The sequence below is a fragment of the Nonomuraea deserti genome (assembly GCF_004348685.1).
Classification (GTDB): Bacteria; Actinomycetota; Actinomycetes; order Streptosporangiales; family Streptosporangiaceae; genus Nonomuraea; species Nonomuraea deserti.
The window spans coordinates 22,538-28,841 of the sequence record NZ_SMKO01000123.1 but is presented as its reverse complement, the minus strand read 5'-3'; the positions used below and the strand labels follow the sequence as shown (position 1 = coordinate 28,841).

The 6,304-nt window shown below is 69.2% G+C and carries 7 protein-coding genes and 1 pseudogene; 5 read left to right on the top strand and 3 right to left on the bottom strand.

The window, feature by feature from the left end:
* The 3 genes and pseudogenes from E1292_RS33275 to E1292_RS33260 form a co-directional block, all read left to right on the top strand.
* Positions 1–659, top strand: a pseudogene (locus tag E1292_RS33275) (dihydroxy-acid dehydratase); the annotation flags it as partial.
* A gap of 926 nt (positions 660–1,585) precedes the next feature.
* A complete protein-coding gene (locus E1292_RS33265) occupies positions 1,586–2,098 on the top strand; it encodes a P-loop nucleotide/nucleoside kinase family protein (protein ID WP_246090509.1) in 513 nt (170 codons plus the stop codon).
* A 270-nt stretch (positions 2,099–2,368) separates the two neighbouring features.
* The gene (locus E1292_RS33260; RefSeq protein ID WP_220447180.1) at positions 2,369–2,824 is read left to right on the top strand and encodes a recombinase family protein; all 456 of its coding nucleotides are present in this window, start codon (positions 2,369–2,371) and stop codon (positions 2,822–2,824) included.
* A gap of 41 nt (positions 2,825–2,865) precedes the next feature.
* On the opposite strand, the gene E1292_RS33255 is transcribed toward E1292_RS33260, so the two are convergent.
* Together E1292_RS33255 and E1292_RS33250 are read right to left on the bottom strand one after the other, a co-directional pair.
* Positions 2,866–3,600, bottom strand: coding sequence for a dienelactone hydrolase family protein (locus tag E1292_RS33255; RefSeq protein WP_132600288.1), 735 nt, complete (start codon positions 3,598–3,600; stop codon positions 2,866–2,868).
* Between the two features lie 521 nt (positions 3,601–4,121).
* The gene (locus tag E1292_RS33250) at positions 4,122–5,009 is read right to left on the bottom strand and encodes an NADP-dependent oxidoreductase (RefSeq protein WP_246090508.1); all 888 of its coding nucleotides are present in this window, start codon (positions 5,007–5,009) and stop codon (positions 4,122–4,124) included.
* A gap of 151 nt (positions 5,010–5,160) precedes the next feature.
* Between E1292_RS33250 and E1292_RS33245 the strand changes: the two genes are divergently transcribed.
* Together E1292_RS33245 and E1292_RS33240 are read left to right on the top strand one after the other, a co-directional pair.
* Positions 5,161–5,559: a winged helix-turn-helix transcriptional regulator gene (locus E1292_RS33245; protein WP_132600282.1), complete on the top strand. Its 399-nt coding sequence runs from the start codon at positions 5,161–5,163 to the stop codon at positions 5,557–5,559.
* 160 nt (positions 5,560–5,719) lie between these two features.
* Positions 5,720–5,914 carry a hypothetical protein gene (locus E1292_RS33240; RefSeq protein WP_132600279.1) on the top strand — a complete coding sequence of 65 codons (195 nt, stop codon included), beginning with the start codon at positions 5,720–5,722 and terminating at the stop codon, positions 5,912–5,914.
* A 44-nt stretch (positions 5,915–5,958) separates the two neighbouring features.
* On the opposite strand, the gene E1292_RS54250 is transcribed toward E1292_RS33240, so the two are convergent.
* Positions 5,959–6,219 carry a hypothetical protein gene (locus E1292_RS54250; protein WP_246090507.1) on the bottom strand — a complete coding sequence of 87 codons (261 nt, stop codon included), beginning with the start codon at positions 6,217–6,219 and terminating at the stop codon, positions 5,959–5,961.
* Positions 6,220–6,304 lie beyond the last annotated feature (85 nt).

The window sequence follows — 6,304 nt, the reverse complement described above, 5'->3', positions numbered from 1 at the left end:
TCCGCGAGAACGCCACCCTCATCGACGGCCGCACCCTCGCCGACGTCGCCGCCCAAGCCCAGGAAACACCCGGCCAGACCGTCGTGGCCAGCGCACGACACCCGTTCAAACCCCGCGGCGCCCTGGCCATCCTGCGCGGCTCACTCGCCCCCGACGGATGCGTACTCAAACTGGGCGGCAAGGACGACTTCCGCCACCAAGGCCCGGCCAAGGTCTTCGACTCCGAAGACGCGTGCTTCACCGCCATCCAGGAGGGCCGCGTCATGCCCGGCGACGTCGTCATCCTCCGTTACGAGGGCCCGGCGGGCGGGCCGGGCATGCGCGAGATGCTCTCGATCACGGGGGCGCTCGTGGGCCAGGGATTGGGGGAGTCCGTGGCGCTGGTCACCGACGGCCGCTTCAGCGGCGTGTCGCACGGCCTGGTCATCGGGCACGTGGCCCCCGAGGCGTACCACGGCGGGCCGATCGCGCTGGTGCGCGACGGCGACCCGATCGTCATCGACAGCGCCGCCGCGACCCTCGACCTGCTGGTGCCCGAGGCCGAGCTGGACCGCCGCCGCGCCTCCTGGCAGCGGCCGGAACGCGAGGTCGAACGCGGCGTGCTGACCAAGTACGTGGCCACCGTCCGCTCCGCCTCCGACGGCGCGGTCACCGCCTGACGCCTCACACGCCGCCGCGCCCCGTGGCCGCCACGCCAGGGGCGCGACGGTCGTGGCGGCTCTGGCCGGGTGACTTCGGCCGGTCGCGCGCGCCCACGGGGACCTTAGCGGATGAGGCGCGCGAAAGCCGTAATGGCGATTTGAGCCCTAGCGTCTTGATAATCCGAACGACGTCCTGATTATTAAGACGAGGGCCCATGAGCGACCTGTCGTCCGCCATCGAACCCCGTGATCCGCCTTCCTCATGCGCCCCGAGCGGCTGGCGTCCCTCCAGCCGTCCCGCTTCAGCGCCAGCCGGTCGCTCGTCGCGACCATTGTCGGTTTCCCAAGTCGTCTGCACGGATGCGCGAAGTGGTCTGCATGCTGCGGCACACCCCTGATCCGTTGTGGGGTTTGCTGCGTTATGCGCTGGCGGGCTGGAGGAGTTCGATCTCGATGGCCAGCACGCCGAGCGCTTCCTTCTCGGGGCCGTAGATGCGGCGGATGTTTGGCCATCTGCTGCTCTCGGGGGGCTGTCGGGGTTGACGTTGGCGGCGCCTTCGGCGTCGAGCATCTCCTCGAAGCTGGTGGAGCGGGCCACGCGTTTGACGCGGGTGAGGGCGTCGTCGCGGCCCGGCTAGGATGAAGGCATGTGCTGCTGCGCTGCCATGACTACCCGGACCGCCTCTTAGCGGCGGTACCGAGGCTGCCGTAACCGCGGCCTCATTGCCTGCCCCTGCAGGGGGCAGTGCCCAGGATCTACCGCCGGATCAGTGTCCTGCCGGCAGTCACGAGCGTACTCCCGTGCTGCCGGGCCATCCTGCCTGATCAGGGGAGTCATGTCTCAGTCGCAGCGTTCCGGTTCACAGTACGAAGAACCTTTCCCGTGCCCGTCCACAGCCGGACCCGCCGTCACACACGACCCGCGTGCCGCTACGCTGATCTTGATGGTCGGGCTCCCCGCAGCCGGGAAAACCACCCGGGCCAGGGAACTCGCCGCAGCGCACCAGGCGCTGCGGCTGACCCCGGATCACTGGATGATCCCGCTGTTCGGGGATTCGATGGCCGACGGCAAGCGCTGGGTGCTCGAAGGCCGGCTCATCTCGGTCGCCCTGCAGGCGCTCCGGCTGGGGACCAGCGTCGTGCTCGACTACGGGCTCTGGGGCCGCGACGAACGGTCGGCACTGCGCTGGCTGGCCCGGTCCGCCGGCGCAGCATGCCAGGTGATCTACCTTCCCGTGGACAAAAGCGTACAGCTCGCCCGCATCGCGCACCGTCAGGAAACGACACCGCACCAGACATTCCCGATGAGCGAGGCCGACGTGGACGCCTGGCGGGAGCAATTCCAGGTGCCTGACGCCGCCGAACTCGGCGGCGGTGAGATCCCCGCCCCGCCAGCAGGGTGGCCAGGCTGGCACGAGTGGGCACTAGACCACTGGCCCTCATGCACCGACAGCTAACCCAGCCGTTCTAACGGCGTTCGTGCTGGCCAGCGGTGCCGCTGCAGTATTACCGCAGCGCGCTCTGGAGATAACCTCGATGACTCAGGAGACAGTCGTCTCGATTGAGCTGTGTGGCATGGCGGAGGTTTCCGCCTGATCGCCTGTTTCTCTCGTGTGCCGGGGTGTGGGTGGCCGCCCGAGGCGCTCGGTGGGCGGCGGTTTCCACGGGACCGCGCGGCTGCCGGTCACTCCTTCCTCTTCTCGGCGGGACACATTCGAGCTGGTCAGGTGGGCGCTGGCAGGACGCACAGGCGCTGCCAGCAGAGACTGCTGACCGTCCAGGAGGTCGACCGGCTCGGCCGCAACCTCCTGGAAGGACTCACCGTCCTCAACGACCTGTTCCAGCAAGGCGTCGGCGTCAAGGTCCTGGAGGGCATCGCGGTCGGGGAGCACACCGAACGCTCCTTCATCCTCGACCTGGCGCTCGCCCTGGCCGAGGACCGTCGCCGCGACATCATCCGCAAGACCGAGAACGGCCTGGAGACCGCCCGCAAACGCGGCCGGGTCGGCGGCCGCCGACCCGGCGTCGACGACGACAAACGCGCCGCCATCCTCGCCCGCCGCCAGCGCGGCGAATCCATCCGCACCATCGCCGCCGGAGTCGACGTCTCCATCGGCGTCGTCCACAAGACCCTCACAGACGCCCAGCGCGCCGCCGAGGCCGCCGAAGACATCCCCCGCTGACCAGGCCGATACTTCGGGTTTGGTTCCGAGGCGCCGGAGCCTCAGCTGTTGGCCAGAGTGCGGTCGAGGAGGAGGAGCAGGCGGTCCCAGTGGCGCTGCAGGGCGGAGGGGTTGAAGGCGTCGGTGTCGGACATGGTGAAGCCGTGGACGGTGCCGGGGTAGATCTCGGAGGTGTAGTCAACACCCGCGGCATCCAGGGCCTGGTTGAGCTCGCCGAGGGCCTCGGGCGTGATGTCGGTTTCGGCGTGGCCGAAGTGGACCTGGGCAGTGATCTTGGAAAGGCTGTCGGGCCCGACGGCACCCACGGGGCCGTGGAATCCGGCGACCGCGGCCACCTGGCCGGGGTGGGCCACGGCGGTGCGCACCGCCAGGAGGCCGCCTATGCAGTAGCCGGTCACCGCGACTGGTCCGGCGCTGACCTCGGGCTGGGTGGTGAGGAACCTGAGGTAGGCGTCGGCGTCGCGCAGGATGCGTTCGGTGGTGTGCGCCTCGATCAAGGGCATCAGCTGGGCGAAGATCGCGGGCCGGGCCTCTTCTCCGATGTGCTCGGGAAGCTCGACCACTGGTGCCGGGCCTTGCCGGTAGAAGAAGTTGGGAACGAGCACGTAGTACCCGTGCCCGGCCAGTTCGCGGGCCATCTCCCGCAGCACGGGCCGGATGCCGAAGCCGTCCGCGTACATCAGCACTCCTGGGTGCCGGCCGCCACCGTCGGGGAATGCGGCGAAGGCGTCGGCCTGGCCGTCCGTGGTGGAAATCTGCAGAGTCTTGGTGGGCATGAATGCTCCTGTCGTGGTTGATGTGCCGAACCTGTGATCAACACGACGGAGGCGGAGCCCGCGCGGCAGCGCAAGGTCCTCGATCGTACAGCGGGCCCGCACCGGCCCGTACGGCACTCAGGAGAGCACCGGGTCACCAATCCGTGTGTGGCGCAATGCCGTCCCGGTAATCATCGCCGCACAGCCTAGCCCACCTCCGACGCACACCCTCCTGGTCCCCCGCCTGGTGAAACAAGATCACCTACGTGGGCAGGTCACCCCACGGGCGGCATGAGCGCCGGGACCGTCCTGAACAAGTTGGCCGCACCGCCGAGCACGCCGGCGAGTCCGCCGCCCAGAATTGGGTCGACATGGACGAGAACGAGACCGCCGACTGGCGCAGGATCCTCGCGGACCTGGAGCCGCCGCCGCCACTTCCGCCGCACCATGAACCTCATCGACTGACTGGGGGCTCTACCAGCCATCCCACGACCACCCGCATCAGAACGGCTAGTCACGATAAGAGGCGTCCGCCGGGCTCCTTAACGTGACTGGCCATTCGGTTGCTGCTCAAGCCCCGGGACGATCACCACGCCGCCGCGCACGCCGCCTTGGGCCAGCCGGTCGTGGGCGGCCGCCGCGTCAGTGAAGGGGTACACGCCAGCAACCCGGAGCGGGATGTCGCCGCTGGTGACGAGTTTTACCAGTTCGCCCAGCCGGGATCCGTCGGGTCGCACCTCCAGCGCGAATGTCCGGATTCCCCGCACCGGTTCCGGGCGAAGCGGGGGTGACGCGGCCACGTAGCCGCCGCCGTCGCGGATGACGTCCAGCAGCGAGGGGCCGATCACCGCCAGGTCGATGACCGCGTCGAACGTCCCCATCGGATCGCCGGAGCGCGGCAGGAAAGCCGCGCCCAGCGACTCGACGAACTCACGGTCGTCGGCTCCGGCGAGTCCCGTGGCGTGCAGGCCGGTCGCCCGGGCCAGCGCCAGGACGAAGCCGCCGACCTGTCCGGCGGCGCCGGTGACGAGCACGGTCGAACCCGCCGGGAGCGCCAGCAGGTCGAGGGCCTGGGCGGCGGCGAGACCGTTGGTCGGCAGAGTCGCCGCCTCGGTGGCGGGGACGCCGGTGGGTGCGGAGGTCAGCCAGGCGGCATCGAGCACCACATACTCCGCGTGGGCACCGACCGTGGTTTGCAGCCATGGCGAGAAGCCGATGACCTCGTCGCCGATCGCGAGCTCCTCGACCGATGGGCCGACAGCGTCGATGGTGCCGGCCACGTCCCAGCCGGGCGTGTACGGCAAACCGGTCGGCAGCGGGGCCGGGAACCGACCGGAGCGGACCATCAGGTCGACCGGGTGCACAACGGACGCGGCGACCCGGACCCGCACCTGCCCCGGCCCGGGCTCGGGCACCGGCACGTCGGCCACGTGCAGGACCTCCGGCCCTCCGAACTGTGAATAGCTGACTGCGCGCATTGCCGTCTCCTTCGTGGGACCTCGTGATCACACGACCGTACGAATCAAAGGAACTGTGAGAAAGTAGGCACCGTGAAGTGCCTAGGGCACCGCAGGAGGGAAGATGGCGACGACGACCGCGGCACAACGCCGTGAACAGGCCAAACGCGACTACGACGCGTTCCTGGAAGGCTGTCCGACCCGTGAGCTGCTGAGCAGACTCACCGACAAGTGGGTCGCGCTGGTGATCCCGGCGCTCGCCAGCGGCCCGCAGCGGCACGGCGAGCTCGCCCACCGCATCGCCGGCGTCAGCCAGAAGATGCTCACCCAGACCCTGCGGACACTGGAGCGCGACGGACTCGTCACCCGCACGGTCACCGCCTCGGTACCGGTCCGCGTCGACTACGCGCTCACCCCGCTCGGCCATGAACTGTTCCCGGTCATGATCGCGATCAAGGACTGGGCGGAGACGCACATGGACCGCGTCTTCGAAGCCCGCGCCCAATTCGACGCACGCCCCTGAAACACAGGGCGCCGACCACCTCATAGCGGCCTCCAGGCCTCGCAGGTGTACGCGCCTGATGCGATACGGCTCAGAGGACCGTCGTCACAGAAGACGCATCCGAACGAAAAGTCACGCCAACGTCAGTCACGACGGTTCGCTAGCGCGGATTTCTGTTCCGATGCTCGTCAAGCCCCGCACCGTGCTGAACAGGCTCGCCGAGACCGCCGAGCACATCGCGGAGTTCGCCCGCAAGTTCGGCGACCAGAACTGGGTCGACATGGATGAGGACGAGACCGCGGACTGGCGCAAGGTCCTTACGGACCTGGAAGCCGCCGCCGCGACCTTCCGCCGCGCTGTGAACCTCATCGGCTAAGCCGAGGCCGCTCTCGTAGGGCTGACCAGCTCACACGCGTTGCCTCACCGCCGATGTGATGCGGCCTGCAGCGCTGAGCCGAGCGTGCCGCAGGGAGTGATCCTCCCGTTCGCGGCCAGTTGCACTGCGGTGGCCGCAGCCTGCAGCATTGCTTCCTGACGCGCAGGGCCCAGTCGCTCGTACGGCCGCCAGAGGTTCAGGCCAGCCCGGAACGGCAAGTCCGCGGCGTCCCAGATCTGGTGCAGGAGGGCGGCCGCGCCGGGGCCGGCCCGGGAGGCGACCATGCTGACCTCGTCCAGCAGCATTCCAGGCGGCATCCGTGTTCCGCGCAGCTGATCATGAGGGGCAGCGCGGCGAGCAGTAGGATGCCGCGGTCGGCTGAGCAGGTGG